This is a genomic window from Streptomyces sp. NPDC050433, assembly GCF_044458565.1.
Classification (GTDB): domain Bacteria; phylum Actinomycetota; class Actinomycetes; order Streptomycetales; family Streptomycetaceae; genus Streptomyces.
This window is the reverse complement of record NZ_JBITIB010000035.1, coordinates 61,795-86,669: the sequence shown is the minus strand read 5'-3', so window position 1 is coordinate 86,669 and position 24,875 is coordinate 61,795. Positions and strand designations below refer to the sequence as shown.

The window sequence follows — 24,875 nt, the reverse complement described above, 5'->3', positions numbered from 1 at the left end:
CCCGTACGGTACGGAACGACGGAGGGGGCCGACCAGGTTCCGGTCTGTGAAAGGCGGCACCGAGCGGTTCCGGGCCGGCCGTCCAGTGGGTGTCAGCAGCCGTTGAGGACGCTCTGTAGCTTGCTCTTCTCGGCAGAGTCGACGGACAGGCCGTAGGCGTGCTTCACGTCCACCCACATACGGGCGTACATGCAGTGGTACGCGGCGCGCGGCGGCATCCACTCGGCCGGGTCGCGGTCGCTCTTGGACTGGTTGACGTTGTCCGTGACCGCGATCAGCTGCGGATTGCCGAGGTCGTTGGCGAAGGCCTGCCGCTGCGCGGTCGACCAGCTGCTGGCGCCCGAGGTCCACGCCTCGGCGAGCGGCACCATGTGGTCGATGTCCACGTCGCTGGCGGCGGTCCAGGTGGCGCCGTCGTACTCGGAGTACCAACTGCCGCTGGTCGCCTGGCAGCTGGAGTTCGTCACGACGTTGCTGCCGTCACGCTTGAGCACGGTCTCGCGGGTGTCGCAGGCGCCCGACTGGGTGATCCAGTGCGGGAACAGGTCGCGGCTGTAACCGCTGGTGGAGCCCTCGGTGCGCACGGTCAGCTGGCCGAGGTAGGTGCGCGCGGTGGAGGCGGCGATGGGGGTGGGCGGGGATGCCTGGGCGGGCGTGGGGGCGACGAGCAGCGCGGTGGCCGAGACAAGCGCGGCGGAGGCGGCGATGAGGGCTATTCGTCCGGCGGAACGGCCTTGACGCGCGTAGATACCTGACATGCGAACTCCCTTGTCGTGGGGGGAAGCTGACCGTCCGAACCGTTCTGGACCGGACCTGGGGGCCATCGTTGCGGCGCCGGGTTGCTGAGAGATGGGCACCAGGTAACAGAGTGACGACATGAGCACGTCACATCAAGAGTTTCGGGGCGACTGTCGTCAGGTTGTGAGGGGCGTCAAGGGGCGCCAACAGCGCGCGGACGGGGGTTATTTGACGTACAGGCGCAAATGTCGCGGGAGGGCCGGCCGGGGGCGATGCCGGTGACAGTCGCGTACGGGCGACGACGGGCGGACACTGGAAGGGAGGAGGTGCGTCATGCGCAAGGTAGCTGATTGCCGGGATTTCCCGAGCGAGAGCAATTGCACGCTCACGATCTCCGGTGAGGAAGAAGAAGTAGTGCGTGCCGCAGGTGATCACGCGGTGTCCGTGCATGGACACGAGGACACTCCGGAGTTGCGGGAGCAGGTCCGGACCATGCTCAAGGACGAGGTCCCGCAGCACGCGTGAGACCGAATTCGGGGATGGCCCTGGAGGGTGGATTCATGGAGGCGAACAAGGGCGACCGGCTGGTGGTGCACGGGCGGGTTGTTGGCGAGCAGGACCGGGTGGTCGAGGTCGTCGAGATTCTGGGGCCGCCTCATACGCCGCCCTTCAGGGTGCGTGACGAGCGTGGCCATGAATCGATCATGGTGCCGGGTCCTGATTCACAGGTGAAGCACCGAGGAGACGCGTGAACAGGACGCGTGAACAGCACGTGTAAGAGGCGCGTAGGGGAGACGGGCGTGCCGTAGCGCGAGCGGGTCAGGCGCCGACGTGGACCTGGATCGTGCCGTCCGGCTGTGAGGTCACACGCACGTCGGTGAGGTCGTGGGTGTGGGCGGTCGGGGAGAGGGACGCCGCCCGCGGCCCTACGCCCAGCACCCGCATACCCGCCGCGCGGGCCGCTGTGATGCCCGCGTCGGAGTCCTCCAGGGCCAGGCAGTCCGCGGGGTCGACGCCCAGTTGCGCGGCGGCCTTCAGGAAGCCCTCCGGGTCGGGCTTGCTCGCGGATACGTGTTCCGCCGTGACGCGGGCCAGCGGGATCGGGAGGCCGGACGCCGTCAGGCGGGCCGTGGCGAGGGCTTCGTCCGCCGAGGTCACGAGCGCGTGCGGCAGGGCGGCGATCGCCTCCATGAACGCGGGCGCGCCCGCGATGGGGACAACGCCGTCCAGGTCCGCCGTCTCCTGCGCAAGCATCACGCGGTTGTCCTCAAGGTTCAGTTCCATGGGCCGGTCCGGCAGCAGTACCGCCATCGTCAGGTAGCCCTGGCGGCCGTGCACGACCTTCAGCGCCTCCTCCGGGTCCAGGCCGTGGTCGATCGCCCATTGGCGCCAGCAGCGTTCCACGACGGCGTCGGAGTTGACGAGGGTCCCGTCCATGTCGAGCAGGAGCGCGCGGACGGACAGGACGGTTGTCGTCGTGGTCGGGGCGTTGGCCGGCATCGGCGGACTCCAAGCGGGGGGAAGCGCAGGCAAGAGCGGCTCTCGCCCGCCGGTCAGGGACACGGACGAGAACCGCTTTGTTCAACGACTATACAAAGTGGGTGGGTGATCGCGCCACCCCGACCCTCTCGGCGGCCCCTCTGTTCTTGGGTTCTTGGCCGGCTGTTCTCGGGTTCTTGGCCGGTCAGTTTCGCCAGCCCTCCCCCCGGCCCGACGCGCCGTTGCCCGGACCTCCGCCACCCGGCCCGCCACCGCCCTGCTCCCGGCCGTTCCCGCTGGTCTCCGCCTCCAGCGCGCGGCGGGTGTTCGAGCCGTACACACCACTTGGGTCGCCCTCGATGCTCTTGTACGACTGGTAGACGCGGACCGCCGCCTCCACGCTCTCGTTGAACTGGCCGTCGTATCCGTCGTTGTACAGCCAGACCTCCGACAGCCTGCGCTGAAGCTCCTCGACCTCCGCCCCGCTGTCCCCGCGCCGCAGACTGTCTTCCGCCCCCGGCGTCGCCTCCGGCCGCGGCGCCTTCGTCGGGGCCTTGCTCGGCGTGGTGGGCTCCGGCTTCGGTGACGGCGGGCCGCTCGTCGCCGACTTCGACCCGGACGCACTCGCGGACGCGCTCGCCGAAGCCGACGCCGACCCCGGCGTCGAGGCGGAATCCGACGGATCCGTCCGCACACTCGCCGTCGGCAGCCCCGAATTCAGATCGGACGTCGCCCCGTCACCGTCGTCCCCGGTGAACAGCCCCCCGGCGAACGACGCCGTACCGATCACCGCCACGGCCGCCGCCGCCAGCGCCACCATCGCGTACGTCCTGCGCCCGCCGGTCCGCTCCGGATCGGCCCCCGCGCCCGGAGCGGCTCCCGGCGCCATCGTCCGCAGGCCCGGCAGCGACAGCTGCATCGTCTCGGCCGGGTCGGTGCCCTCCGACCGGTCGCCGCCGTGCAGCGGTGGCGGTGGGGGAATGGACGGTACGGCCCCGTCCGGGTCCTCCAGCGCCACGTACGGCCGTATCCGCAGTGGGTCGAAGTCCTCGGCCGCCGCTGTCGCCGCCCGCTCCGAGCAGTCGCAGCCGGCGCCCGATCGGCCGTACATGTCCCGCGGCGTACCGCATCCGGGACAGTGCTGTCCGGTCAATGTGGGTCCCCTCCCTTGGGCTGTGAGCGATTATGCAGCCCGGCCCGATGCCGTCGGGAGGCAAGTCCGCGTCCTGGCCGTTGAGGAGCCGTTGCGCGGCGGTTGAGTGGCCGCCGGGCGAGCCCTGAGCGGCCGTTCGGCAGGACATAACAGGCCATACATCAGCAGAACAATCAGGATGGGGGCAGGCGCAGACCCGAGGAGATACCGATGGCTCAGGAAGTGAGCACCCCGCCCTCGGCTCCCGGACCCGGCGAGGGCCAGAGCCCGCGGTCCGTTTACGTGTCGATCGGCGCCCTGCTGCTCGGCCTGCTGCTCGCCGCGCTCGACCAGACCATCGTCTCCACCGCGCTGCCCACCATCGCCAGCGACCTCGGCGGCCTCGACCATCTGTCCTGGGTCGTCACCGCGTATCTGCTCGCCTCGACCGCCGCCACCCCCCTGTGGGGCAAACTCGGCGACCAGTACGGCCGCAAGAGGCTGTTCCAGACGGCGATCGTCATCTTCCTCATCGGCTCGGCGCTCTGCGGCATCTCCCAGAGCATGGCCGAGCTGATCATCTTCCGTGCCCTCCAGGGCCTCGGCGGCGGCGGGCTCATCGTGCTGTCCATGGCGATCGTCGGCGACATCGTCTCGCCGCGCGAACGAGGCAAGTACCAGGGCCTGTTCGGCGCCGTCTTCGGCGCCACCAGCGTCCTGGGACCGCTGCTCGGCGGACTGTTCACGCAGCATCTGAGCTGGCGCTGGGTCTTCTACATCAACCTGCCCATCGGCGTCGTCGCCCTGGCCGTCATCGCCACCGTCCTGCACATCCCGGTGCGCTCGACCAAGCACACCATCGACTACCTCGGCACCTTCCTCATCGCCTCCGTCGCCACCTGCCTGGTCCTCGTCGCCTCGCTCGGCGGCACCACCTGGTCCTGGGGCTCCGGCCAGATCATCGGCCTCGCCGTCCTCGCCGTGATCCTGCTGGTCCTCTTCATCCGGGTCGAACGGCGGGCCGATGAGCCGGTACTGCCCCTCGGGCTCTTCCGTATCCGGACCTTCGCGCTCGTCTGCGTCATCAGCTTCATCGTCGGCTTCGCCATGTTCGGCGCCATGACCTATCTGCCGACGTTCCTCCAGGTCGTGCAGGGCGTGTCCCCCACCCTGTCCGGTGTGCACATGCTGCCGATGGTGTTCGGGCTGCTCCTCACCTCCACCGTGTCGGGCCAGATCGTCAGCCGCACCGGCCGCTGGAAGGTCTTCCCGATCGCCGGCACCGGCCTCACCGCGGTCGGACTGCTGCTGCTCCACCAGCTTGAGGTGAGCAGCGGCACCTGGGAGATGAGCGCGTACTTCTTCGTCTTCGGCGCGGGTCTGGGCCTGGTCATGCAGGTGCTCGTGCTGGTCGCGCAGAACTCCGTCCGTTACGAGGACCTGGGCGTCGCCACCTCCGGCGCGACCTTCTTCCGCTCCATCGGCGCCTCGTTCGGCGTCGCCATCTTCGGCACGATCTTCACCAATCTGCTGCGGAACAAGCTCACCGACTCCCTCGCCGGGCAGCGGCTGCCGCCCGGCGTCACGCCGGGCGGACTCGCGTCCGATCCGCGCTCCGTGGGGAATCTGCCACCCTCGACGCGGTCCGGGGTGCTCAACTCGTACTCGACGTCCATCACCGACGTCTTCCTCTACGCCGTGCCCGTCGTCCTGGTGGCCTTCGTCGTCGCCTGGTTCCTCAAGGAGGACAAGCTGCGCGGCTCGGTGACCGCCCCCGAGGCCACCGAGACCCTGGCCAGCAACCCGGTCCAGCGCTCATCGCTCGACGAGTGCGCCCGCGCGCTGTCCGTGCTCGGCACCCGCGAGGGGCGCCGGCGGATCTACGAGACGATCACCGAGAGGTCGGGGTTCGACCTGCTCCCGGCGGCCAGTTGGATGCTGCTGCGCATCAGGCGCCACGGCGTGGTCGAGCCCGCCCGGCTCGCCGACGCCGCCCGCGTACCGCTGCCCGTCGTCAACAAAGCGTCCCGGCAGATCGAGGAGCGCGGCCTGGCCCGCCGGGAGGGCGTGGGGCTGGTTCTCACCGAGCACGGCCTGGACGTGGCGACGGTGCTGGCACGGGCGCGGGAGGATTCGCTGGCCGAGATGCTGGGCGACTGGTGGGGGCCGGAGCGGCCGACCGATCTGGTGGAGCTGGTACGGGAGTTGAGCGCCGAGTTGTGCGGATCGGACGCCGAACGGCCCAACAAGCACGAGCCGCGCGGCGATCACTCGGTGTGAGCCGGGGCCTTCAACCTGCCGGTGGCGTGCCGAGGTCCTTGCCGAACCAGATCTCCCGGTAGGGACCTTCGTTGTACGCCGGGATCTCCGCGTAACCGCACGCGGCGTACAGGCCCCGCGCCTCGACGAGGTCGAGCCGGGTGTCCAGCACCATCCGCGTCGCGCCGAGCCGCCGCGCCGCCGCCTCCAGGGCCGCGAGCAGCGCACGGCCGCCGCCCGTGCCGCGTACGGCGGGGCGCACGTACACCCGCGTCAGCTCGGCCGTACGGGAGCCGGGGCCGTCCAGCAGCAGTACGCCACCGCACGCCTGGGGCACGCCCTTGTACCGCCCGACCACGAACTCGCCGGTGGGCGGGGCGAGTCGGTCGGGCGGGTCGTCGGCAAGGCCCTCGTCGATCTCCGCCTCGGTCGCCGGGCGCTTCCAGTAGCGGCTCGCGACCTCGTCGTAGTAGTCGCGGCGCAGCCGGACGGCCTGCGGGGTGTCGAAGGGCTCGGGGCGGACGTGCCAGTTCATGGTCAACTCTCTATCCCGGCGCCGCGCTGTTTGGCCAGCCGAATACGGGCAACCCGATAGGCGGCGGTCGGCAGGAGACCCCCCGGAGACGCGAGGACGGCCGCGTTGGGACCGTGGCCGTCCTCGTTCAACGGGGTGGCCGGGAGGCTCGCCGTACGCTCACCGCATGGGACGACAGACGACAGGGCTGACGACGTACACCGGGGCGATGCAGGCGCTCGCCGAGCGGTGGCTGCGGGTACGGGGCGATGGTGAACGCGGGGGCGTGGACGGCGACTTCGTGTACTCGCCCGCCGGATTGTGGCTGGCGCTCGGCGCGGTGACCGCCGGGGCGCGGAGGGAGACGGCAGATGAGCTGGAGGCGTTGCTGGGGCTTGGCGGCGGCGCGGAGGGCAGCGGTGGAATCGGTGGCGGTGTCGCCGGGGCCGTGACCGACAGCGCTCGCGCGCTGGCCCGGACCGAGCAACTCGGCGTGGCCACACGGGTATGGAGCCGTATCCCGGTCTATCGCGCGTACCGGGAAGCGCTTCCCGACATCGGCTTCGGGCACATGGATCCCGCCGAGATCGACGCCTGGGTACGGGAGGCGACCGGCGGGCTGATCGAGAAGCTGCCGGTGGAAATCGACGGGGGAACGCTGCTCGCGCTTGTCAACGTCCTTGCTCTGAAGGCGCGTTGGCAGATTCCCTTCGAGGCGCGCGCCACCGCCGACCTGCCCTTCACGGACGCGGCCGGATCGGTGCGGCACGTACCGACCATGCGGCGGCAACTCCGTGCCGCCTCCGGCTGGACCGTGGACGGCGCGCAGGTGGTCGAACTGCGCTGCGAGGGCGGCGAGTCCGCCGTGCGGGTGAGGTTCGTGCTCGGTGCGGAGGGGGCGAGGGCGGCGGACGTCCTGCCTGCGGCGTGGGCGCCCGAATCGCGCCGCGCCCGGATCGACACCGAGATGATCGGCCTTGAGCTGCCGCGGCTCGAACTCCGTACGACGACCGAGATCACGCCCCAACTCGCGGCGCTCGGCGTGACGTACGCGACGAGCGACGCCGCCGACTTCTCCGGGCTGTCGCCGGAACGGCTGAAAATCCAGCGGGTCGTGCAGGAAGCGGTGGTGAAGGTCGCCGAACTGGGCGTCGAGGCGGCGGCGGTGACGGTGATCGTCATGCGGGCCGCGGGGATGGCCCGGCCGCCGCGTGTGGTGCGGATCGCCTTCGACCGGCCGTTCGGCGTGGTGGTCCTGGACGGTACGGGCGAGGTGCCCCTGTTCACGGCATGGCAGGCGAGTGCGCCGCGCGGGCCGGTGGTGGGGGAGTAACGCGCGTTGGTCCGCCCACGCCGGGGGGGCAGGTACCGATCGGGTACTGGCCCCCCCGCCGTCGTGACGCGTGGCTTCACTCCCCTTCGTCGCGTCGGCTGAGCCCGTTCCGCTCGGCCACGCGGGAGCGGAGTTCTTCGGCGCCCGAACCGGACTTGTAGTCCGGGCACTTGGGGTGCCCGCATTCGCACGGCGGCCAGGCGAGTACGGAGCCGGGGCCCAAGTCGGCCCCTTCCGCGCCCGGTTCGGCTTTCCGGACCACGACGACGCCGTCCACGCCGATGGCTTCGGAGAGCTGGGACAGCAATTTCCGCGACTCGCTGCGGGTCATTCCGGCAGCCCTTTCAGTCCGTGGAGAACGTGTTGGAGGAGATCTGATGTCACCGGGGCGAATCCGTCCGCGGCGGGCGGGGTGTGGGGGCGTAAGCGGTAGAAGTGGCCCTCCTCTACGAGGACGGTGAGTTGGTCGTCCGGGGGAAGGGGAATTGGGTCCACGTCGCACCCTTCAACGGGGAGTAATGAGGGATGTTCAGAGTGCGACGGATGGATGTATCTTTGGAAGGGAAACCGGGTTCAACCTGCGAGTTGGGCGCACTGGCATATGTGCGACTGTTTGAGCTGCGCTTATGTGGGCGGCCCGGGTGATCTCAGCGGACTGATCCAAGGGGTTTTGTCATGTCCGAGCCGCTAGATGCCGACAACGAGGCAAGCGATCCGCGCAGGGCGTTCGGTGAAGCCCTGCGGGATGCGAGGGAGTTGCATCCCGAGGTCAGGATGACCCAGTTGGATCTGGCGAGAAGGGCGAAGACGTCGAAGTCGACGATCAGCCGCTTGGAACGGGGGGTGCCGCCGATCCCCAGCAATCTCCCTGCGGTTTTCGATCAGATCTTCGGCACTGACGGGCTTTTCAAACGGCTGAACGAAGAAGTGACGGCGCAGTCGTTTCCCGCGCTCTTTCGGCGCCGCATGGCGTTGGAGCGCGAGGCGATTGCCATCTGGGAATGGTCGCCGACCGTCATTCCGGGGCTTCTGCAGACTGCCGCATACGCCCGAGCGATGCTCGCGGCGGGTGATCCAAGAGCCAGTGACAAGGAGATCTCGGCGTCGGTGCGGGCGAGGCTCGCTCGGCAGGAGCTTCTACGGGGCGCCGCCCCGCCGAGCCTCCGCGTCGTGCTGTGTGAATCCGTGATCCGGCGCCGCGTCGGAGGTGCCGAGGTGATGCGTGAGCAGCTTGGGGCGCTTCTGAACCACGGTGCACGGCCGACAACTCGCCTTCAAGTGTTGCCGCTTGATGCCGAGCCGCACCTTCTCATCAACTGGCCGGTCACGTTCCTGACCGCCGCGAGCCACGTGACACTGGTGTGCGTGGAGAACTACCTCACGGCGGGCATCATCGAGGAGCCCGAGCATGTCCGAACGGCGACGCACGCATACGATGGATTGACGAGCGAGGCCCTTTCGGCACGGGAGAGCGCTGCCCTCCTGAGAGAGCAGATGGAGACACTGTGAACCCCAAACCGGTTCCCGACGCATGGGTCAAGTCCTCGTACAGCGGTCCTGACGGCGGCAACTGCGTCGAGTGGTCGCCCACGTTCGCCCACGCGCAGGGTGTCGTTCCTGTTCGGGACAGCAAGGTGACCGGCGGGCCCGTGCTCACCGTTTCAGCCGCGGGCTGGCGCGCCTTCGTCGCGGCGCTGTGAACCGCCCCGCGCCGCAGCGCGGCCAGAAGCACTAAAGGCTCGCCGGGCCGGCCCGGCGAGCCTTTGGCACTTCCTGATTCGGTCCTGGGCCCGGGTCGGCGTCCGCCAGCTGGACAGAGCATCCGCGCTGGTGTGGTGAGAGGCTGGAGCTATGCGAGTGTTCCACGGCTCGGCATCCGGAGTGGGCCTGATCAATTCCAGCAGGACCCTGTTCGCTCTCGCGAGGGCCCTGCCGTTTGTGGTGCTCGTGTTGGTGATCACCATCGAATTTTCCCCCGCCCACTTTCTCTACACGGGCCCGCTGCTCTCGCCTGCCCCTGCTCTGGCCGCCGTCACGATGGGCCCCGCGGGAACCGGTTCGGTGATCCTCATGGCGGGGGCGGTGAACGTCGCCACCGCGACCCACAACCACGCATGGGGCACTCAGCAGGTCTATACCAATCTGCTGGTACTGCTCGTGGTGTCCGTGGCCAGTCTCGCGACCAGTATCGCGCGCGTACGCAGGGAGAAGGAGCTGGCGAAGGCCCGCCGGATCGCCCAGGTCTCCCAGGACGTGCTGCTACGCCCTGTGCCTGCCCGCCTGCAAGGTGTGCGAGCCGCGGGCGTATACCTGGCCGCCGAGGCAGGGGCTCGCATCGGCGGCGACCTCTACGAGGTGCTGGCCACCCCCTTCGGAATCCGGATCATCGTGGGGGACGTGCGGGGCAAAGGTCTGCCCGCGGTACGCTCGGCCGCCGCGGTACTGGGCGCGTTCCGCGAGGCGGCACACTACGAACCCGAACTACCCGTCATGGTTCTGCGCTGCGAGGCCGCGCTACGACGGGAGCTGACCCGCGTGGAGAACCTCGCGAAGACGACGGAATCGCGGGATCCGGCGGAAGAGTTCGTCACGGCGATCCTCGCCCAGGTAACGGATGCGTCCGTCATCGAACTGGTCAGCCGCGGCCATCCCCCACCGCTGCTGCTTCGCGGGGGTGAGGCCAGCCCCCTGGAGACCGCGAGCCCATTGCCGCCGCTCGGTCTGGAGGAATTCCTCAGCACGTCTCCCATGCCGGTCGAGAAGTACTCGTTCGGACAGGGTGACCGGCTGCTGCTGTACACCGACGGAGTACTGGAGGCCCGTGACCCCGCCAGGAACTTCTTCGACCTGCCCGCGCACCTGGCACAGCTGCACGACTGCCCCCCTCAAGAGCTGCTGGACCGGCTGCGTGCGTCCCTCCTTCATCACACAAGAGGGCGCCTGGCAGACGACGCGGCAATGATCATCGTCGAACGGGACACATGCCACATGTCCGCACAGGCCCCCTCTTGACCAGGTGCGGGCGCTCTCCCGGATGGCTGCGAGAACGGTCGCCTCGTAACGGACAGTGACGTTTCTGTATCGCGTGGCGACGGCGCGCGTCCGGGCTCCCGGTTTCACAGCCGTGCACGGCGTCGTACCCGCAGAACGGCCGTGCCCACCACCAGCAGCATCAGCACCGCGAACACCCCGCCCACGGTCGCCAGCCACGCGGGGACGCCGGCGAACATGCGCAGTTCGTCGTCGTAATAGACCTGCCGGTACGGCGTGTCCGATGCCGTCGCGCGCAACTCGTGGTCCGCGTCGATGCGTTCCGGTTGTGGGAAGGACTGGTCGATCGCCGTGAGGAACGGCCGCTCGCCGCCCGTCAGTTCGCCCACCGCCCGTGACTCCGCCGACGAGATCCGGCCCGCGAAACGGACTTTCGGCGCGTCCCCGCCGATCGCGTCGCGCGGTTCCATCCGATGGTCCGCCAGCACGTAAAGGCCCAGCGACTGGGGCTGGTCCGCCAGTCGGGAGAGACGCATCGGGTAGATCAGCCGGTCGCTCTCGAAGCTCAGCCGCAGCGGGTCCAGCGTGCCGCCCAGTGTCGCGCCGTCCTCCTCCGGGGCCAGCCGCACCGCCACGTACTCCCACTCCTGGTCCACATACGGCTGGAGCCCCGTCGCGAGATCGGCGGGCAGTTCGAAGCCGTTGTCGTCGAGCCAGTCCCGCAGCGCGTCGGGGTCCGTCGCCGTCAGGCGGGCCACGTCGAAGTCGCCGAGGCGTTCGCGGCCGACGACTCCGACGGGAGGTGCTGTGGAGCCCGGCAGCGGCGCGCCGGCCGACAGGCCGTCACCGTCCGACGCGAACGGCCAGTCGTCGTGGCGTGGCCAGAAGTAGTAACGCGTGCGGTACTCGGGTGCCGTGAGGTCGTCGAGTTCACGGAAGAGGTCCGGATCACCCAGTTCCACCTCGGCCCGGCTCGGCACCGGCATGATCCACGCGGCCTCCGGAGCGTTCCCGTTCACCGTGAAACGCATCACGATCTGCTCCGTCGCACCGTCCCAACGGACCACCGACGTCTCCCTGTCGACGCCCATCGTGGACTGCCGGCCCGGCACCATCGCGCCGCAGCCGCACGCGTACGCCGGTGCGATCAGTGATCCGAGCTGCGTCAGCAGCAGCGCACACACCACAAGGAGCACCCGTTGAGCCCTGCGCATCCTCCGTAACCTCCCCCGTTCCGCCGCGCCGCGCGCCCGTTCGCCCGCCGCGTCAACCCAACGCCTCAGACGGCCCAGCCCGCCGTTCCGGTTCCTGTCGCCGACTGTGGTGTCATCGGTGCTTTCATCGGCATTTGGACAAAACAGGGATGACACTCAGGCGAAGAGGGGGTTGCCTGAGTCTCCACAGTGGGGGAATGCGAGGCTCATGACCCAGGGTCGAGGGTTGGAAACGGAGGGTCGGCGCGGCGTGGCGAATGCGGAGCAGGGTGTGCGGGGCAGCACGGTGGCAGGGAGCGGATTCGGGTCCGTGGAGGGCGGATACGGGGTCGCGCGTGCCGTGCTCTGGGCGCTGGCGGCCGGTCTCGCCGTACGGCAGGCGGTGGCCGTGCTGCGGCTGCCCCCCGGCGAGCGGCTGCTCGATCTGGAGACCTGGATCGGGGACAACGGCGTGCTGCACGTGTCCGGTTCGCTCTACGAGAGCGGGAAGTTCACCGGCACACCCTTCGCCGGTCTGGTGCTCAAGCCACTGGGCCGGGCCGCCGAACAGGCCCTCGGTGTCGCCTGGACGCTCGGTACCCTGCTGCTCGTCGTCGCCCTCGGCGTCGTCGCGGCGCGCGCCCTGCCGGGCACGGTGTCACGCCGTACGCGACTGCTCGCCGCGCCGGTCGCGATCAGCCTGCTCATGCTGTCCCTGCCGGTCCGCAACAGCTTCCATCTCGGCCAGACCAGCATCATTCCGGTGCTTCTGGTCCTGGTCGGATTCTTCGTCGTACGCGGTGAGCGGGGTGAACCCGGCCCCGGCCTCCTCATCGGTCTCGGCGCCGCCCTTCAGCCCGTCGTGCTCGTCTTCGCCCCGCTGCTCTGGCTGACCGGCCGCAGACGCCAGGCCCTCACGACGGTCGGCACCTTCGCCCTCTGCACGACGCTCGCCTGGGTCGCGCTGCCCAGTGACTCGTGGACGTATGTCACACGCCATCTCGCGGGCGCGGGGCTCGGCGAGAGCCCGGACAGCCTCGCCAACCAGTCCCTGCACGGCGCGCTGCTGCGGCTCGGCCTCGAAGGACCGCTGGAGATCGCGCTGTTCGTCGTGCTGGCCGCCGCCGTCTGCTTCGTCGGGCTGCGCCGCGCGGCGCGTTACGCCCTGGACGGGCAACTGCTGCTGGCCGTCGCGATCACGGGCTGCGTGGCCGTCGCCATCTCGCCCACGGCCTGGCAGCACCAGCTGCTGTGGCTGCTGCTCGCCCTCGTCGGCCGGGTCGGCACACGGGCCGCGGACCGGCCCGTGTGGCCGGTGGTCGTGGTGATAGTCATGACGCTGCCGGGCAGGATGATGCTGCCCAACATGACGGTCCTGCACTTCGTACGGGACAACGTGCTGCTGATCACGGCCCTGGCCGCCGCCTGCGCCGTCCCGTTCCTGACACGTACGTCGCCGTACTTCGCGCGGCCGATCCCGACCGTGTACGTGAAGCCGGTCGCCGCGCGATGGAGACGTATCCCGCTCGCGCCGTTCTGGCGACGGCTCGTCAGCCGGCCGAACCTGCTGCTCGAACTGCTCGCCATCCGCGTCGGCTACTCCGTCTACTCGCACATCCGGGCCGCCGCCACCGGCGGACGCGAGGCCGCCGAGTCGCACGCGCAGCAGATCCTCGCCATCGAGGAAGCGCTCGGCATCGACATCGAGCGGTGGGCCAACCACGCGGTCGTGAAGGCCAGTTGGGCGGAAGGATTCTTCGACTTCTACTACACGTCGTTCCACTTCGTGGTGCCGCTCGCCATCCTCGCCGTCCTGTACGTACGACGCCCCGCCGACTACCGCTGGGCGCGCGCCTCGCTCGCCTTCGCCACGCTGCTCGCGCTGCTCGGCTTCTGGCTCTACCCGCTGGCGCCGCCGCGCCTGATGCCGGGCCTCGGCTACATCGACACCGTGCACGGCCCGCAGGACCTCGCGAACCCCGACTACGGCCCGATGACCACCATCACCAACCAGTACGCGGCGATGCCTTCGCTGCACTTCGGCTGGTCGCTGTGGTGCGGGATCGTGATCGTCCTGCTCGCGCCCAAGATGTGGATGAAGCTCCTGGGACTGCTGCACCCGCTCTTCACGGTCTGCGCGATCGTCGCCACCGCCAACCACTGGGTGCTGGACGCGGCGGGCGGGGCGCTCGTCGTGGGCTTGGGCTTCGCCCTCACGTACGTCCTGGCGGGGCCGCGCCGCCTCCAGGCCGGGGCGGCGGCGGGGGCGCAGCCGGCGGACGACGCAGGAAAAGGAGCGGGCGGGAAAAGCTCCGGCATCATGACCGCACTGGACGTGCGGGAGGAAGGCACGAAGTCGGCCGTCAGATAAACCACTTGATCCGGGGTCCTATCGTCTCCGTATGACGACCACGCTCCGGCTGGAGAAGATCACCGCCGCCAACTTCGACGCCGCGATCGGCGTGAAGGTCCGCCCGGACCAGGAGCGTCTCGTCGCCCCGGTCATCAAGTCCCTCGCCGAGGCGTACGTACACCAGGACACCGCCTGGCCCCGTCTCATCCTGGACGGCGACCGGGCCGTCGGCTTCCTGATGGCCTTCTACGACATCGACTGGGCTGACGACGGCACGGGCAAGGACATCCGCTCGGGACTGTGGCGCCTCAACATCGCCGCCGGTGAACAGGGGCGTGGTTACGGCCGCTTCGCGGTCGAATCCGTGGCCGCCGAGATCCGCCGCCGAGGCGGCACCCGCCTGACCGCCAGCTGGCACCCCGGCGACGACGGGCCCGAACGCTTCTACCTGGGGCTGGGGTTCCGGCTGACGGGGGAGACGAGCGGGGTGGAGACGGTGGGGGAGCTGGAGCTGTAGGCAGGGTCGGGGGGCCGAGGAAGGCACTACGTCTTCGGGACCGTCGTCGGCTCCCCGAAGGTGACCTCCGCGTCGAACGCCGCCCGCCGCGTCGCCCGGCGCAGCGCCTTGAGGACCGTGGCGCCGATCGTCAGTGTCAGTACGACGGTGAGCACCGCCCGCCCCAGGTCCCAGCCGAAGGACGTCGCCGCGCAGTACGCGAGGAAGCGCACCAGATTCTCCTGGACCGGGTCGCCCGGCTGGAACGAGATCCCGGACGAGAGCCCGCCGATGTAGGTCCAGCCCTGGAGATTCATGATCGTGCCGTACGCGAAGGCGGCGACGGCCCCGTACGCCGCGAGCATCAGCAACTCCCCGCGCCCGCGCAGCCGGTCCGGGCCCGGCAGCAGGCCCGCACCCATCGTGAACCAGCCCATCGACAGCATCTGGAACGGCATCCACGGCCCGACGCCGCCGGTCAGCAGCGCCGAGGCGAACATCGTGACCGAGCCGAGGACGAAGCCGAAGCCGGGGCCCAGCACCCGGCCGCTCAGCACCATCAGGAAGAACATCGGTTCCAGACCGGCCGTCCCCGCGCCGAGCGGACGCAGCGCGGCACCGACGGCGGCCAGTACGCCGAGCATGGCGATCGCCTTGGCATCCAGACCCGAGTCGGCGATCGTCGCGACGACGACGGCGACCAGGAGCGGGAGCAGCGCCGCGAAGAGCCAGGGCGCGTCCTGGGAGTGGGCGAGCCCGGAGGCGGAGTCGGCGAGCAGCGGCCACCCGAAGGCGATCACCCCGATCGCGCTGACGAGGGTGAGCGCGGCGACGGAGCGGGGACCGAGGCGTACGGTGCGGGCCCGGGGGGCTCGCGGGTCCGGTGTGGTGGTCATCATGCGAGGTCCGCCGGGCCGGTCGCCAGCGCTTGCTGGACCTGAGAGACCGTCAGCCACGCCTGCGGCGCCATGATCTTGGCGACCTGGGGCGCGAACGCCGGTGAGGAGACGCACACGTGGTGCGTCGGACCGTCGGCGACGATCTCGCCGTCGGCCAGGATCACCACCCGGCGGGCGAGTTCGGCGGCCAGTTCCACGTCGTGGGTGGCCAGCACGATCGCGTGTCCGTCGGCGGCGAGCGCGCGCAGGACGTCCACGAGACGGGCCTTCGCCGCGTAGTCCAGACCGCGTGTCGGCTCGTCCAGGAGCAGCAACGGGGGCCGGCCGGTCAGCACGATCGCCAGCGCCAGCGCGAGCCGCTGCCCCTCCGACAGGTCACGCGGGTGCGTCGCGTCGGGCACGTGCGGCAGCAGTTCGTCCACCAGCGCGCGGCAACTGCCAGGCGCGGCACCCGCGTCGGTGTCCGCCGCCGCGCACTCGGCGGCGACCGTGTCCGCGTACAGCAGGTCGCGCGGCTCCTGCGGGACGAGCCCGACCTGGCGGATCAGCTCGCGCGGATGCGTACGGTGCGGGGTGCGCCCGCCGACGGAGACGGAGCCGGACGAGGGCTCGACCATGCCGACGAGGGTGCCGAGAAGGGTGGATTTGCCCGCGCCGTTACGGCCCATGAGCGCGACGGTCTCTCCGGGGGCGACGGTGAGGTCGATGCCGCGCAGCGCCTCGATCCGGCCGCGAAGGACGGATAGGTGGGTGACGGCCGTGACGTCGGTGGCTGGCGTGGGTTGCGGGCGGCGGTGCAGCAGGCGGGCGAGCGCGGTACGGGGAGTACCGGGGCGGTTGATCGGCGCGGCGGATGGGGGCGCCGGGGCATCGGCCAACGGGGGCACCGTCGTCGCGAGTTGGGCGCGCAGATCGCCCGCCCGGCGGCGGGCGTCCCGTACGGACAGCGGCAGCGGGTCCCAGCCGGCCAGCCTGCCGAGCGCCACGACCGGCGGGAACACGGGGGAGACGGCCATGACACGCTCCGGCTCACCGACGACCGGCGCGTCGCCGGGGCCGGGGAGCAGGATGACCTGGTCCGCGTAGTGCACGACCCGCTCCAGCCGGTGTTCGGCCATCAGCACGGTCGTCCCCAGGTCGTGCACGAGCCGTTGCAGCACGGCCAGCACCTCCTCGGCCGCCGCCGGGTCGAGCGCGGACGTCGGCTCGTCCAGGACCAGCACCTTGGGGTGCGGCGTGAGCACCGAGCCGATCGCGACGCGCTGCCGCTGGCCGCCGGAGAGGGTGGCGATGGGGCGGTCGCGCAGTTCGGCCAGGCCGAGCAGGTCCAGCGTCTCCTCGACACGGCGCCGCATCACGTCGGGGGCCAGGCCCAACGACTCCATGCCGTAGGCCAGTTCGTCCTCGACCGTGTCCGTGACGAAGTGGGCGAGCGGGTCCTGTCCCACCGTGCCGACGAGATCGGCGAGTTCGCGAGGCTTGTGGGTGCGGGTGTCGCGGCCGTCGACGGTGACCCGGCCGCGCAGCCGGCCGCCGGTGAAGTGCGGGACGAGCCCGGACACCGCGCCCAGCAGAGTGGACTTGCCGACCCCGGAGGGGCCGACGAGCAGCACCAACTCGCCCTCGGGGACGGTGAGATCCACCCCCTGCAATGCGCCGAGGGCGGGGGCCGGTGCGTCGGCGTAGGTCACCGACACCTGCTCGAACCGGATCACCGGGTCTTCTCCTCAGGAGTAAGGGCGGGAGGCTGGGGTGCGACGAAGGCCGGCAACAGCCCGAGCAGGATCCCGGCGGCGGGCCAGAGCGGCAGAGCCGGTGCCACGAGCGGTACGACGCCGGGGTGCAGCCCCGTCGGGTCGTACGCGCTCGCCCGGATCATCAGCGCGGCGACGGCCGCGCCGGATCCCGCGACCAGCCAGGCGCGGATGCCCCACACGTCGGGGCGGTAGCGCGTACGGACCGAACGGCGCCCGCCGAGCCGCAGACCGGCCAGCGCGGCGAGCAGCCCGATACCGAGGAGGGGCAGACCGTAGGCGGCGCCCTCGGCGGCGAGGAGCGCGTACGTCCCCGCGCAGACGCCGAGCAGGCCACCGAGGGTCAGCACGGTGGTGGTGTGCCGGACGGTGGGCGGTACGGCGGCCGTCCGGCCGTACCCGCGCGCGTCCATCGACGCGGCGACGGCGACGGACCGCTCCAACGCGCCCTCCAGGACGGGCAGTCCGATCTGGAGGACGGCCTTCAGCCCCCCGGCCGGCCGGCCGCGCAGCCGGCGGGCGGTGCGCAGACGCAGGACGTCGGCGACCATGTTCGGCGCGAAGGTCATGGCGACGACGACGGCGACGCCCGCCTCGTACAGCGCGCCCGGCAGGGACTTGAGCAGCCTGGCCGGGTTGGCGAGCGCGTTCGCCGCGCCCACGCAGATGAGGAGCGTGGCGAGCTTGGCGCCGTCGTACAGCGCGAACACCAACTGCTCGGCGGTCACCCGGCCCCCGATCCGCACGCCCTTCGCCCAGTCGGGCAGGGGCAGTTCGGGCAGGGTGACGATCAGGTGCGAGCCGGGGATCGGCGAGCCGAGGAAGGCGGAGAAGACGAGCCGTACGACGATGACGGCGAGCCCGAGCTTGACGAAGGCCCCGTACGACCGGGCCCACGGCGCGTCGGTGCGCCGGACGGCGACGACGTATCCGGCCACGCCGACGAGGAGCCCGAGCAGCAACGGATTGGTGGTCCGCGAAGCGGCCACGGCCAACCCGAGCGCCCACATCCACCACGCCCCGGCGTGCAGGGCGTTGCTACGGGTGGCACGGGGCGCGCGAAGGGAGCCCACCTTGGGGCCACGGTTCGGCCCACCACCGGTTCGGACCGCACGGGTACCCGCCTGGGCGGTGCGGGGCGAGGGAGCGCCTGTTCCGGTGGCCTGGTCCGCTTCGCGGCTCTCCGGATTGGTGCGTGAGTGCCGGTCCGTACCTGACGGGAGGCCGGCGGGACGGTCCGCACTTGCGCCGGCGGGCGGGGTGGTTTCCGAATGCCGTTCGCCGCTCGGGGAGTTCACCCCGCCGGGACCGTCGCCGACCCGTCCCACGCCGACACCCGGCTCGCCCGGCTGCGCCGGGGCCGGGGTTGTGCCGTGACCTCGATCAGGGCCCGGCGTTCTGACTGCCCCCGTGCGCGCCGCGGTGGCGCGTTCGGTGTCCGTGCCGCCGGAGGCGGTCGTACGTTCCGTCGCGCCCGGCTGCGCGTCGCCCCCGCGGGTGTCCGGAGCCCGGTCCGCCCCCGTCCGCCGGCTCCCGCCCCCGTGGGTGGCCGGGTCAGGCGCGGCGACGGCGGGCCTGCCAGAGGGCGGCCGTGGCGAGGGTGAGTACTGCCGCGGCTCCGGCGAGGATGCCGAGCGAGGGGGTGTCTCCGTCGGCGTCGTCCTTCGGGAGGGCGCCCGTCGCGCGGGAAGGCGTGGGGGCCGGGGACGCGGCCCCGTCGGCGGAAATCTGTTCGCCGCAGCCCGACTTGGGGTAGCCCGTGATCCCGCACAGCAGCGCGTCGCCGTTGTAGCGCAGGGGCTTCGCCACCGCAGCCAGCGCGTCCGCGCTCGTCGCGTCGGCGTCCACCCGCGCGCACTCGGCGCGCGGCGCCGGGGGCTTCTCGCCGTCCGGGGCGTCCGCCTCCGTGCCCGGGTCCACGACCACCGCGACGCGCTTGCTGCCGGACTTCGCGGGCGTGGACCCGCAGACGGCCGCGAAGTCCGGTGCCTCGCGGGGCTTCGCCGCGTCCTGGCTGTCCGCGCTGACCGCGAAGCGGAAACCGTTCACCGTGCCGTCGGCGGGACGGGCGAGGGCGGGGCCCTGTGTGGCGTACGTCCACGTCGTGCCGTCGTTCTCCCAGAACGACCAGTAGCGGTAGCCGGCCGCGTGCGCCGTCCCCGTCCCCGTGGACGCGAGCAGGACGGCGGCCACGAGCGGGACGACGACCCGCCGCCCGGGTATCCGGACACGCCTCATGACCGGCGCCGCTTCGCCCGCACCACGAACAGCGCACAGATGACGAGCGCGGCGAACGCCCCGATGCACATCGTCCAGATGTTCCCGGACATGCTGTGCCTCTCCGCCTTCTGGTCCGCCAGCACCTTCTGCTGCTCGACGGTCGTCAGCGGCTTGGGCCCGATCCACTTGGGCGCGGGCCCCGTCGCGTTGAGGGCCTTGACCAGGTCTGCGCCGCCGAACTCGCGCGGGTCGGTGCCCGTCGTATGCGCGGCGAAGATCAACTGGGCGTACGCGGCCGGGCCGTTCTCCTTCGCCCAGGCGGCCGAGTTCTTCTCCAGCCACTTCATCGGGGCCGCCGCCTGCTTGCCGTACCCGGCGGTCGTCAGCGCGACGATCGCGTCCGCCGTGTTGCCGTAGTCCGGCAGCGGCGCCGAGTCCTCGGCGCCGGGCATGGGCGGCTGGTCGAGGTGGCCCGTCTTGGCGAGGGTCTTCACCAGATACGCCGCGCCGTTGCGCGCCGCGCGCTCCGGCGTGAGCGGGTGCAGGTCCTGGCAGACGGGCGCCGGGCCGGGCTCGACGCCCGTCGTGACCATCCGCTTGCCGACCCCGCCGAGCAGTGCGGCGGCCGTGGCGTCCGCATTGGGGGGCAGTTTGCCGGACTTGTCCGGCTGGTAGGCGAACGCACCGCCGCCCTCCTCCGCGTCACAGGGGATCGCGAAGCTGATCAGCGACTGGTACGGGGAGCGGCCCTCCGCCGACAGCCTCTTGCCCACCGGGGCACCGCCCGCCGCCAGTGCTCCTATCACCAGCGCCGTGGAGTTGGCGTCGCTGGGGGCGCCCGCGCTGTAGCCCCAGCCGCCGTCCTTGTTCTGCGCGGAGGCGAGCCAGCTGATGCCGTTGTTCATGGCGTCGGGATGCGTCGTGAGAGCGGCCAGTGTCTGCACGGCGGCGGCGGTCGAGTTGGTGTCCACGACCGTCGTCGCGTCGCACGGCTTCGAGGCGTCGGGGCGGAACGCCGGGAAAGCGCCACTGTCGCACTGCTGGCCGAGCAGCCAGTTGACGGCGGAGTCGGCGGGCATGACGTTCACGGCGCGCTGCGCCAGCATCGCGAGGGACTGCCGCCAGACGCCGTCGTACGTCGGGTCCGTGGTGCCGTACATCCCCGCAGGGACGTCAACGGGGGCCGCCGGTGCGGCGGTCGCGGAGGGGGCGGCGGCCACGCACAGGACGGCGAAAGCGGCGCACACGGCCGCGCTGCGCGCCACACTGCGGCGAACGGTGATCATGGCGGGTGAGCCTCTCCTGCGGGAACGCGGGAACCGGCCCAGGCGCACAGAGGCACCAGGCTCCGGCTCCGTATGCCTCGACGGTGCCGGCCACCGGCGGTTCCGGTGGCGCGAGCCGGTCACGTCCGCGTCCGGGGTGTTCCGACTCGCCGCCGGTGAGGGCGGCTCACGGTTGCGGGTCAGCGCCGGATTCGCACCGGCTTCCCCCCGTACGGGCATGATGACGACCCGCTCACTCTACCGGCCCCTTTTCGGACAGCCAGCCTTACCGGAATGTCTGGTTGGTCCGCAATCGCCGTACGAGGTGAACGAGACCGTCCGGAAGGCCGACGGTGAGCCGTTCCTGACGCAGCGTCAGAAACCAACCCGCCGTCGCCGTGCCCGGCCGCACCACGCGGGGTCCGCCGTGGCGCGAATCACCCGGGGCCGCCCCTCTGACTCTCGCTACCTGCCGGTAGATTCGGGGCTCGCGGTGTCCGCCCGTCCACCCGGCGGGAACTTGTTCCTGATTGACGCGAGCGGTTACGCTCCGGCGAAAGTGAAGTGAGAAGTGAGGGCCGAGAGTGACCGCTGAGGCCATAGAGGCGGGTACCCCCGCGGTGCCCGCAGCCACCTCCGGCGCGGCGGACCGGCCGCTGCGTATCGCGCTCCTCACCTACAAGGGCAACCCCTTCTGCGGCGGCCAGGGCGTCTACGTACGGCACCTCTCACGCGAGCTGGCCCGTCTCGGCCACAGCGTCGAGGTCATCGGCGCCCAGCCCTACCCCGTACTCGACGAAGGCGTCCCGCTCACCGAACTCGGCAGTCTCGACCTCTACCGGCAGCCCGACCCGTTCCGGACACCGAAGCGCGGCGAGTACCGCGACTGGATCGACGCCCTCGAAGTCGCCACCATGTGGACCGGCGGCTTCCCCGAGCCGCTGACCTTCTCACTGCGGGCCCGCCGCCATCTGGCCGCCCGCCGGGGCGAGTTCGACGTCGTGCACGACAACCAGACCCTGGGGTACGGACTCCTCGGCGACCTCGGCGCACCCCTGGTCACCACCATCCACCACCCCATCACCGTCGACCGGCAGTTGGAGATCGACGCCGCCGACGGGCGGCGCGCCCGCGCCTCCGTACGCCGCTGGTACGGCTTCACCCGCATGCAGAAGCGCGTCGCCCGCCGGCTGCCCGCCGTCGTGACCGTCTCCGGGAGTTCGAAGCAGGAGATCACCGAACACCTCGGAGTACGGCCCGAGCGCATCCGCGTCGTCCCCATCGGCGCCGACACCCGGCTGTTCTCGCCTGACCCCGCCGTAGCCGAGATTCCGGGCCGCATCGTCACCACCTCCAGCGCCGACGTGCCCCTCAAGGGCCTGATACATCTGGTCGAGGCACTGGCCAAGCTCCGCACCGGGAATCCGCTGGCGCATCTCGTCGTGGTCGGCAAGCGCGCCGAGGACGGGCCGGTCGGCCGGGCCATCGAGAAGTACGGGCTCGGCGACGCCGTCCAGTTCGTCAAGGGCATCTCCGACGCCGAACTGGTCGACCTCGTGCGCGGCGCGCAGATCGCGTGCGTGCCGTCCCTGTACGAGGGGTTCTCGCTGCCCGCCGCCGAGGCCATGGCCACCGGCACACCGCTGGTCGCCACCACCGGCGGCGCGATCCCCGAGGTCGCGGGGGCCGACGGCGAGACCTGTCTGGCCGTGCCGCCCGGCGACCCCGACGCGCTGGCGGGCGCGCTCAACAGGCTGCTCGGTGACCGGGAGTTGCGCGAGCGCCTGGGCGCCGCGGGGCGCGAGCGGGTGCTGCGCCGGTTCACCTGGGCGCGCGCCGCCGAGGGCACGGTCGAGCTGTACCGCGCGGCCGTCGCCGACCGCGCGGGGGCCGCCCGCTGACGGGGGCCCCGGCCTCACTCCGGCGCTCCTCGATCCCGAACCCCGGCCCCGAACCCCGGCCCTCGACTCCGACTGATCCCGACTCCGACTCCGACTCCGACCGCGAAAGCAGGAACTCGTGCTGACCGTGGACTTCTCCCGTTTCCCGCTCGCCGCAGGCGACCGGGTGCTCGATCTGGGGTGCGGCGCGGGCCGGCACGCCTTCGAGTGCTACCGGCGCGGCGCCCAGGTCGTGGCCCTCGACCGGAACGGTGCGGAGATCCGCGAGGTCGCCACGTGGTTCGCCGCGATGAAGGAGGCCGGTGAGGCGCCGCCCGGTGCCACCGCCACCGCGATGGAGGGGGACGCGCTCAATCTCCCCTTCCCCGACGAGTCCTTCGACGTCGTGATCATCTCGGAGGTCATGGAGCACATCCCCGACGACAAGGGCGTGCTCGCCGAGATGGTCCGTGTCCTGCGGCCCGGCGGCCGGATCGCCGTGACCGTGCCCCGGTACGGCCCCGAGAAGGTCTGCTGGACGCTCTCCGACGCGTACCACGAGGTGGAGGGCGGCCATATCCGTATCTACAAGGCCGACGAACTCCTCGGCCGGATACGGGAGGCCGGGCTCCGGCCGTACGGCACCCATCACGCGCACGCCCTGCACTCGCCGTACTGGTGGCTCAAGTGCGCCTTCGGCGTGGACAACGACCAGGCACTGCCCGTCCGCGCGTACCACAAGCTGCTTGTCTGGGACATCATGAAGAAGCCGTTCGCGACCCGCTTCGCCGAGCAACTGCTCAACCCCGTCGTCGGCAAGAGCTTTGTCGCCTACGCCACCAAGCCGCACCTGCCCACGGCGGAGGGCCGGTGACGTTGCCCGGTCGCGGCCCCGACCGCACCGAACACCTCGTCCTGCCCGGTGTTCTGACGGCGGATCAGGCCGCCGAGACCGTCGCGGGCATCCTCGCCGTCCAGCGCCCCGACGGCGCCATCCCCTGGTTCCGTGGCCACCACCTCGACCCGTGGGACCACACCGAGGCCGCCATGGCACTCGACGCGTCCGGCGAACACGAGGCGGCGGCGCGGGCGTACGAGTGGCTGGCGCGGCATCAGAACGAGGACGGGTCCTGGTACGCCGCCTACGACGACGGCGACGCCGCCCGGCCCACCGACCTGAGCAGCGAGACCAACTTCTGCGCCTATCCCGCCGTCGGGGTCTGGCACCACTATCTGGCCACCGGCGACGAGGCGTTCCTCGACCGGATGTGGCCCGTCGTGTACGCCGCCGTCGAGTTCGTCCTGGCGCTCCAGCGGCCCGGCGGGCAGATCGGCTGGAAGCGCGAGGCCGACGGCACCGCCGTCGACGACGCGCTGCTGACGGGCAGTTCGTCCGTCCACCAGGCGCTGCGCTGTGCGCTCGCCATCGCCGAGGAACGTGAAGAGGCCCAGCCCGACTGGGAGTTGGCGGCCGGATCGCTCGCACACGCGATCCGCGCGCACCCTGAACGGTTCCTCGACAAGAGCCGGTACTCGATGGACTGGTACTACCCGGTCCTCGGCGGCGCGATGACCGGGCCGCAGGCGAAGGCCCGGATCGAGGAGAGCTGGGACCGCTTCGTCGTCCCCGGACTCGGAGTGCGCTGTGTGCTGCCCAACCCGTGGGTCACCGGTGGCGAGAGCTGTGAACTCGCCATGGCGCTCTGGGTGGTGGGCGAGTCCGACCGGGCGCTGGAGGTACTCCAGTCCATCGGGCATCTGCGCGCGGACGGCGGAATGTACTGGACGGGCTATGTCTTCGAGGGCGAGAAGGCCGTCTGGCCCGAGGAGTTGACGAGCTGGACGGCGGCCTCGCTGCTGCTGGCCGTGGCCGCGCTCGGGGGCGACGAGGCGACCACGGCCGTCTTCAGCGGTGAGAGGCTGCCGTCGGGGCTTGAGCCGGACTGCCCCTGCGGCTGATGTCGGCCGGCTCCGTGTCAGATACGGCGCACCCGGCCGGCCAGTGCGTGGCCGATGAACAGGTAGACCACGGCCGCGAGACCGTAACCGCACACCACCCGAGCCCATGCCTCGTCGAAGGTGAACATGTCGTAGGACCAGCCGGCGAGCCAGCGTGCCGCGTCCTGGACGAAGGTCACCAGGTCGTTGGCGCGGTTGGCGTCCAGCAGGTACATCAGAATCCAGAGGCCCAGGATGAAGGCCATGACATCCGCGATCACTATGAGGATCGTGGCTGCTGCGCTGCTTCCACTGCGTTGACGTGAGGCCATGTCGAGCGTGTTGCCGCTCCAGGACGGGCGAAACCTCGGAACAGCCGGTCCGGCGAGCACGGGGCGTCCGACCGCGCCCGGAGAGTGCCCTGGTGAGCG

General features: G+C 71.1%; 24 protein-coding genes and 1 riboswitch. Of the genes, 12 read left to right on the top strand and 12 right to left on the bottom strand.

Annotated elements, in window-relative coordinates; genetic code table 11:
* Positions 1–92: 92 nt before the first annotated feature.
* Positions 93–758: an HNH endonuclease family protein gene (locus ACIBLA_RS32455; RefSeq protein WP_363243128.1), complete on the bottom strand. Its 666-nt coding sequence runs from the start codon at positions 756–758 to the stop codon at positions 93–95.
* Between the two features lie 313 nt (positions 759–1,071).
* Between ACIBLA_RS32455 and ACIBLA_RS32450 the strand changes: the two genes are divergently transcribed.
* Together ACIBLA_RS32450 and ACIBLA_RS32445 are read left to right on the top strand one after the other, a co-directional pair.
* On the top strand, positions 1,072–1,263 hold the full coding sequence (locus ACIBLA_RS32450; RefSeq protein ID WP_363243127.1) for a DUF1059 domain-containing protein: 192 nt from the start codon (positions 1,072–1,074) through the stop codon (positions 1,261–1,263).
* Positions 1,264–1,298: 35 nt separating this feature from the next.
* Positions 1,299–1,490 carry a DUF1918 domain-containing protein gene (locus ACIBLA_RS32445; RefSeq protein ID WP_363243147.1) on the top strand — a complete coding sequence of 64 codons (192 nt, stop codon included), beginning with the start codon at positions 1,299–1,301 and terminating at the stop codon, positions 1,488–1,490.
* Between the two features lie 67 nt (positions 1,491–1,557).
* On the opposite strand, the gene ACIBLA_RS32440 is transcribed toward ACIBLA_RS32445, so the two are convergent.
* Both ACIBLA_RS32440 and ACIBLA_RS32435 read right to left on the bottom strand, forming a co-directional pair.
* Positions 1,558–2,238, bottom strand: coding sequence for an HAD-IA family hydrolase (locus tag ACIBLA_RS32440; protein ID WP_399200705.1), 681 nt, complete (start codon positions 2,236–2,238; stop codon positions 1,558–1,560).
* Positions 2,239–2,422: 184 nt separating this feature from the next.
* On the bottom strand, positions 2,423–3,328 hold the full coding sequence (locus tag ACIBLA_RS32435) for a peptidoglycan-binding protein (protein WP_399200704.1): 906 nt from the start codon (positions 3,326–3,328) through the stop codon (positions 2,423–2,425).
* Between the two features lie 252 nt (positions 3,329–3,580).
* Between ACIBLA_RS32435 and ACIBLA_RS32430 the strand changes: the two genes are divergently transcribed.
* Positions 3,581–5,629: an MFS transporter gene (locus ACIBLA_RS32430; protein WP_363243124.1), complete on the top strand. Its 2,049-nt coding sequence runs from the start codon at positions 3,581–3,583 to the stop codon at positions 5,627–5,629.
* Between the two features lie 10 nt (positions 5,630–5,639).
* Here ACIBLA_RS32430 and ACIBLA_RS32425 read toward each other — a convergent pair whose 3' ends face one another.
* A complete protein-coding gene (locus ACIBLA_RS32425; protein WP_363243123.1) occupies positions 5,640–6,143 on the bottom strand; it encodes a GNAT family N-acetyltransferase in 504 nt (167 codons plus the stop codon).
* A gap of 166 nt (positions 6,144–6,309) precedes the next feature.
* On the opposite strand from ACIBLA_RS32425, the gene ACIBLA_RS32420 reads away from it, so the two are divergent.
* Complete coding sequence (locus ACIBLA_RS32420) at positions 6,310–7,455, top strand: serpin family protein (RefSeq protein ID WP_399200703.1); 1,146 nt, start codon at positions 6,310–6,312, stop codon at positions 7,453–7,455.
* Between the two features lie 76 nt (positions 7,456–7,531).
* Here ACIBLA_RS32420 and ACIBLA_RS32415 read toward each other — a convergent pair whose 3' ends face one another.
* A complete protein-coding gene (locus ACIBLA_RS32415; protein WP_363243119.1) occupies positions 7,532–7,786 on the bottom strand; it encodes a hypothetical protein in 255 nt (84 codons plus the stop codon).
* Positions 7,787–8,130: 344 nt separating this feature from the next.
* On the opposite strand from ACIBLA_RS32415, the gene ACIBLA_RS32410 reads away from it, so the two are divergent.
* The 3 genes from ACIBLA_RS32410 (at position 8,131) to ACIBLA_RS32400 (ending at position 10,467) form a co-directional block, all read left to right on the top strand.
* The gene (locus ACIBLA_RS32410; protein WP_363243118.1) at positions 8,131–8,964 is read left to right on the top strand and encodes a helix-turn-helix transcriptional regulator; all 834 of its coding nucleotides are present in this window, start codon (positions 8,131–8,133) and stop codon (positions 8,962–8,964) included.
* A complete protein-coding gene (locus ACIBLA_RS32405) occupies positions 8,961–9,155 on the top strand; it encodes a DUF397 domain-containing protein (protein ID WP_363243117.1) in 195 nt (64 codons plus the stop codon). Before ACIBLA_RS32410 ends, ACIBLA_RS32405 begins: the two co-directional genes overlap by 4 nt.
* A 151-nt stretch (positions 9,156–9,306) precedes the next feature.
* Positions 9,307–10,467 carry a PP2C family protein-serine/threonine phosphatase gene (locus tag ACIBLA_RS32400; RefSeq protein ID WP_363243115.1) on the top strand — a complete coding sequence of 387 codons (1,161 nt, stop codon included), beginning with the start codon at positions 9,307–9,309 and terminating at the stop codon, positions 10,465–10,467.
* A 104-nt stretch (positions 10,468–10,571) separates the two neighbouring features.
* Here the strand turns inward: ACIBLA_RS32400 and ACIBLA_RS32395 are convergent, their stop codons facing one another.
* Positions 10,572–11,660, bottom strand: a complete 1,089-nt coding sequence (locus ACIBLA_RS32395; protein ID WP_399200702.1) for a DUF2330 domain-containing protein — start codon at positions 11,658–11,660, stop codon at positions 10,572–10,574.
* A 250-nt stretch (positions 11,661–11,910) separates the two neighbouring features.
* Here ACIBLA_RS32395 and ACIBLA_RS32390 point away from each other — a divergent pair, with 250 nt between their 5' ends.
* Positions 11,911–14,010, top strand: a complete 2,100-nt coding sequence (locus ACIBLA_RS32390; protein WP_399200701.1) for a bifunctional glycosyltransferase 87/phosphatase PAP2 family protein — start codon at positions 11,911–11,913, stop codon at positions 14,008–14,010.
* A gap of 31 nt (positions 14,011–14,041) precedes the next feature.
* Positions 14,042–14,509 carry a GNAT family N-acetyltransferase gene (locus tag ACIBLA_RS32385; RefSeq protein WP_363243112.1) on the top strand — a complete coding sequence of 156 codons (468 nt, stop codon included), beginning with the start codon at positions 14,042–14,044 and terminating at the stop codon, positions 14,507–14,509.
* A gap of 26 nt (positions 14,510–14,535) precedes the next feature.
* On the opposite strand, the gene ACIBLA_RS32380 is transcribed toward ACIBLA_RS32385, so the two are convergent.
* The 5 genes from ACIBLA_RS32380 to ACIBLA_RS32360 form a co-directional block, all read right to left on the bottom strand.
* The gene (locus ACIBLA_RS32380) at positions 14,536–15,384 is read right to left on the bottom strand and encodes an ECF transporter S component (protein ID WP_399200699.1); all 849 of its coding nucleotides are present in this window, start codon (positions 15,382–15,384) and stop codon (positions 14,536–14,538) included.
* Entirely contained in the window at positions 15,384–17,102 is a 1,719-nt protein-coding gene (locus ACIBLA_RS32375) for an ABC transporter ATP-binding protein (RefSeq protein ID WP_399200698.1), read from the bottom strand. Before ACIBLA_RS32375 ends, ACIBLA_RS32380 begins: the two co-directional genes overlap by 1 nt.
* On the bottom strand, positions 17,099–18,214 hold the full coding sequence (locus ACIBLA_RS32370) for an energy-coupling factor transporter transmembrane protein EcfT (RefSeq protein ID WP_363243109.1): 1,116 nt from the start codon (positions 18,212–18,214) through the stop codon (positions 17,099–17,101). Before ACIBLA_RS32370 ends, ACIBLA_RS32375 begins: the two co-directional genes overlap by 4 nt.
* Positions 18,215–18,695: 481 nt before the next feature.
* Entirely contained in the window at positions 18,696–19,379 is a 684-nt protein-coding gene (locus tag ACIBLA_RS32365; protein WP_399200697.1) for an SCO2322 family protein, read from the bottom strand.
* Complete coding sequence (locus tag ACIBLA_RS32360; protein WP_399200696.1) at positions 19,376–20,647, bottom strand: prenyltransferase/squalene oxidase repeat-containing protein; 1,272 nt, start codon at positions 20,645–20,647, stop codon at positions 19,376–19,378. The genes ACIBLA_RS32365 and ACIBLA_RS32360 overlap by 4 nt, the downstream gene beginning before the upstream one ends.
* 134 nt (positions 20,648–20,781) lie before the next feature.
* Positions 20,782–20,854, bottom strand: a riboswitch (cobalamin riboswitch).
* 356 nt (positions 20,855–21,210) lie between these two features.
* On the opposite strand from ACIBLA_RS32360, the gene ACIBLA_RS32355 reads away from it, so the two are divergent.
* From ACIBLA_RS32355 to ACIBLA_RS32345, 3 genes are all read left to right on the top strand, one after another.
* Entirely contained in the window at positions 21,211–22,527 is a 1,317-nt protein-coding gene (locus tag ACIBLA_RS32355) for a glycosyltransferase family 4 protein (protein WP_399200694.1), read from the top strand.
* 118 nt (positions 22,528–22,645) lie between these two features.
* A complete protein-coding gene (locus tag ACIBLA_RS32350) occupies positions 22,646–23,380 on the top strand; it encodes a class I SAM-dependent methyltransferase (protein ID WP_399200693.1) in 735 nt (244 codons plus the stop codon).
* 2 nt (positions 23,381–23,382) lie between these two features.
* Complete coding sequence (locus ACIBLA_RS32345) at positions 23,383–24,465, top strand: prenyltransferase/squalene oxidase repeat-containing protein (RefSeq protein ID WP_399200709.1); 1,083 nt, start codon at positions 23,383–23,385, stop codon at positions 24,463–24,465.
* A 17-nt stretch (positions 24,466–24,482) separates the two neighbouring features.
* Here the strand turns inward: ACIBLA_RS32345 and ACIBLA_RS32340 are convergent, their stop codons facing one another.
* Entirely contained in the window at positions 24,483–24,776 is a 294-nt protein-coding gene (locus ACIBLA_RS32340) for a hypothetical protein (RefSeq protein WP_363243104.1), read from the bottom strand.
* Positions 24,777–24,875 lie beyond the last annotated feature (99 nt).

What these genes read in the sequence shown, in the direction of transcription:
- ACIBLA_RS32455 (WP_363243128.1), bottom strand. Translation starts at nt 758, where the DNA reads ATGTCAGGTATCTACGCGCGTCAAGGCCGTTCCGCCGGACGAATAGCC.
- ACIBLA_RS32450 (WP_363243127.1), top strand. Translation starts at nt 1,072, where the DNA reads ATGCGCAAGGTAGCTGATTGCCGGGATTTCCCGAGCGAGAGCAATTGC.
- ACIBLA_RS32445 (WP_363243147.1), top strand. Translation starts at nt 1,299, where the DNA reads ATGGAGGCGAACAAGGGCGACCGGCTGGTGGTGCACGGGCGGGTTGTT.
- ACIBLA_RS32440 (WP_399200705.1), bottom strand. Translation starts at nt 2,238, where the DNA reads ATGCCGGCCAACGCCCCGACCACGACGACAACCGTCCTGTCCGTCCGC.
- ACIBLA_RS32435 (WP_399200704.1), bottom strand. Translation starts at nt 3,328, where the DNA reads ATGTACGGCCGATCGGGCGCCGGCTGCGACTGCTCGGAGCGGGCGGCG.
- ACIBLA_RS32430 (WP_363243124.1), top strand. Translation starts at nt 3,581, where the DNA reads ATGGCTCAGGAAGTGAGCACCCCGCCCTCGGCTCCCGGACCCGGCGAG.
- ACIBLA_RS32425 (WP_363243123.1), bottom strand. Translation starts at nt 6,143, where the DNA reads ATGAACTGGCACGTCCGCCCCGAGCCCTTCGACACCCCGCAGGCCGTC.
- ACIBLA_RS32420 (WP_399200703.1), top strand. Translation starts at nt 6,310, where the DNA reads ATGGGACGACAGACGACAGGGCTGACGACGTACACCGGGGCGATGCAG.
- ACIBLA_RS32415 (WP_363243119.1), bottom strand. Translation starts at nt 7,786, where the DNA reads ATGACCCGCAGCGAGTCGCGGAAATTGCTGTCCCAGCTCTCCGAAGCC.
- ACIBLA_RS32410 (WP_363243118.1), top strand. Translation starts at nt 8,131, where the DNA reads ATGTCCGAGCCGCTAGATGCCGACAACGAGGCAAGCGATCCGCGCAGG.
- ACIBLA_RS32400 (WP_363243115.1), top strand. Translation starts at nt 9,307, where the DNA reads ATGCGAGTGTTCCACGGCTCGGCATCCGGAGTGGGCCTGATCAATTCC.
- ACIBLA_RS32395 (WP_399200702.1), bottom strand. Translation starts at nt 11,660, where the DNA reads ATGCGCAGGGCTCAACGGGTGCTCCTTGTGGTGTGTGCGCTGCTGCTG.
- ACIBLA_RS32385 (WP_363243112.1), top strand. Translation starts at nt 14,042, where the DNA reads ATGACGACCACGCTCCGGCTGGAGAAGATCACCGCCGCCAACTTCGAC.
- ACIBLA_RS32380 (WP_399200699.1), bottom strand. Translation starts at nt 15,384, where the DNA reads ATGACCACCACACCGGACCCGCGAGCCCCCCGGGCCCGCACCGTACGC.
- ACIBLA_RS32365 (WP_399200697.1), bottom strand. Translation starts at nt 19,379, where the DNA reads ATGAGGCGTGTCCGGATACCCGGGCGGCGGGTCGTCGTCCCGCTCGTG.
- ACIBLA_RS32360 (WP_399200696.1), bottom strand. Translation starts at nt 20,647, where the DNA reads ATGATCACCGTTCGCCGCAGTGTGGCGCGCAGCGCGGCCGTGTGCGCC.
- ACIBLA_RS32340 (WP_363243104.1), bottom strand. Translation starts at nt 24,776, where the DNA reads ATGGCCTCACGTCAACGCAGTGGAAGCAGCGCAGCAGCCACGATCCTC.